This is a genomic window from Saccharomonospora saliphila YIM 90502 (assembly GCF_000383795.1).
Lineage (GTDB): Bacteria > Actinomycetota > Actinomycetes > Mycobacteriales > Pseudonocardiaceae > Saccharomonospora > Saccharomonospora saliphila.
Map to the genome: position 1 here is coordinate 2,428 of NZ_KB912590.1, position 1,984 is coordinate 4,411.

Below are 1,984 nucleotides of genomic sequence, written 5' to 3' on the forward strand. Positions count from 1 at the left end.
CGGACAGCGACGCGGCCGCCATCAACGACGTCAGCCGCTCGTCGTCCAACGCGGGGTCGGCGGCCAGGACGACCCGGCGCGGGCCGTCCCCCAGCCAGCGCGACAGCCGCGCGGCCTGGCTCGCCGTGTCGGTGACCGTCGTGCCCTCCAGCGCGATGAGCAGCCCGTTCACGCGGCGCGGACGGCGACGGAGAACGTTGCGCAGGTCGGCGAGGATCGGCTCGGTGCGGCGGGAGTCCATCTGCCGGTAGGCGACGACCCCCACCAGCGTGGCGAGGAACCCGCCCGCGAGCAGTACGGGACGGGTGCCGTCGATGATGATCTCGTTGCCCCAGACCGTGACCGTCCGCGCCTGGACCAGCGCGATCAGGCCCGGCACGGTCGAGGTCGTGCCGAACACGATGATCTTGAGCAGGGACTGGTAGATCGCGTTGATGCGGCCCCGGATGGCGTCGTCGATCTGGGAGCCGATGATCGTCACGCCGGTGAGGAACGCCGCGCCCGCGCACGCGCCCACCACCGCGACGGCCACGAGCGCGACGGCGAGGTGTGGCGCCAGCGCGACGACCACCAGCGCCAGGCCCGCGAACACGATGCCCACTCCGAACAGCCGTTCGTGCGGCAGCCGACGCGCCAGCTTCGGCGCACCGGCCAGCCCCAGCGCCGCGCCGACGAAGACGGCGACGAACAACAGGCCGAACGAGGAGTCGCCACCACCGAGGCTCGACGAGTACGCCTTCGCCGAGCCGATCACCGCGCCGCCCGCGGCGAACGCGCCCGCCATCCCGATCAGCAGCCCCCGCACCAGCGGCGTGGTGCGCACGTAGCGGACCCCGTCGCGCACCATCGCACGCAGGCCGCCGGAGGAGTCGTCGGTGTCCGCCCCGGCACCGGAGTCTCCGGTGCGATTCCGCCCGGAGTCCGGGGAGGACGGCATCGCGCCCACCTCCGTCGGCGGGTGCACGTTGCGCAGCGACAACTCCGGGATGCGGGCGATGGACAGCGCGCTGGCCAGGTACAAAAGGCCGTTCAGCACGACGACGATCTTGGCCGTACCGAACTCGCCGAGCAGGTCGGGCGGCAACGCCAGCGTGGTGTGGATACCGGTCAGCACGGCATAAAGCCCGGCACCCGTCACCACGGCGACGCCGTAGGTCATGACCATGCCCAGCTGGTTGGCGGTCTCCACCTGGTCGCGCCGCCGCAGGAGATTCGGCACCGCCGCGTCTTTCGACGGAATCCACATCATGGCGGCCGAACCGACGAGGAAGTTCCCGATGAACAACCACAGCGGTGTGCCCACCACGGCGATCGAAAGCAACAGTGCGAACCGGGCGAGGTCCGCACATATCATGATCTTGCGCCGGTCGAACCGGTCGGCGAGCATTCCGCCCAGTGGCGCGAAGAGCAACCCCGGGAGCAGTTGAGTGAGGATCACTCCGGCGAAAGCGAAGTTCTGAGCGGTGTAGTTGTCGGTGAACTTGGTGACGAGTCCGGTCAGCGCGAGCAGCGACAGCCAGTCCGCCACGCTGCACAGGTAGGTAACCCCCCACAGCCGCCGGAACGGCCGGATCGCCAGGACCCGCCGGACCCTGTGGACGGTGGATGCCTCGCTGACCGCGGACGACCGCGCGTCGGCGCCGTCCGCCCCCTGCTTCGCCTCGCTGATCTGCCCCACCCCATACGAATTGTGGCGGTTCTGCCGTGAGATCAGCGTAGCGCCGGCCCGCACTACCGCGCTGGCGACTCGGGCGTATTACCGAGGGTGAGTATTGGGAGACCGTTTGTGGCAGCGGAGTCGCGCGGATAATCAGCCGAAAATGCCGGTGACGCTCTCCACGAAACTCACCACGAACTGAATCGCGATCAGGATGAAGATCACGAGCAGGACCAGCGCCACGGCCAGCCCTGCCGACCCGCTCGACGGCTTGCGCACGATGCCGCCCGGCCGGGCGGGGCCGCTCGTACCGGCCCCGGTGCGCCC

1 protein-coding gene is annotated in these 1,984 nt (G+C 70.0%); it reads right to left on the minus strand.

All coding sequences use genetic code 11. The features are described 5' to 3' along the window. The coding region (locus tag SACSA_RS20775; RefSeq protein ID WP_019812501.1) for an MFS transporter at window positions 1-1,678 on the minus strand (1,678 nt) is incomplete at its 3' end. Window positions 1,679-1,984: the final 306 nt, after the last annotated feature.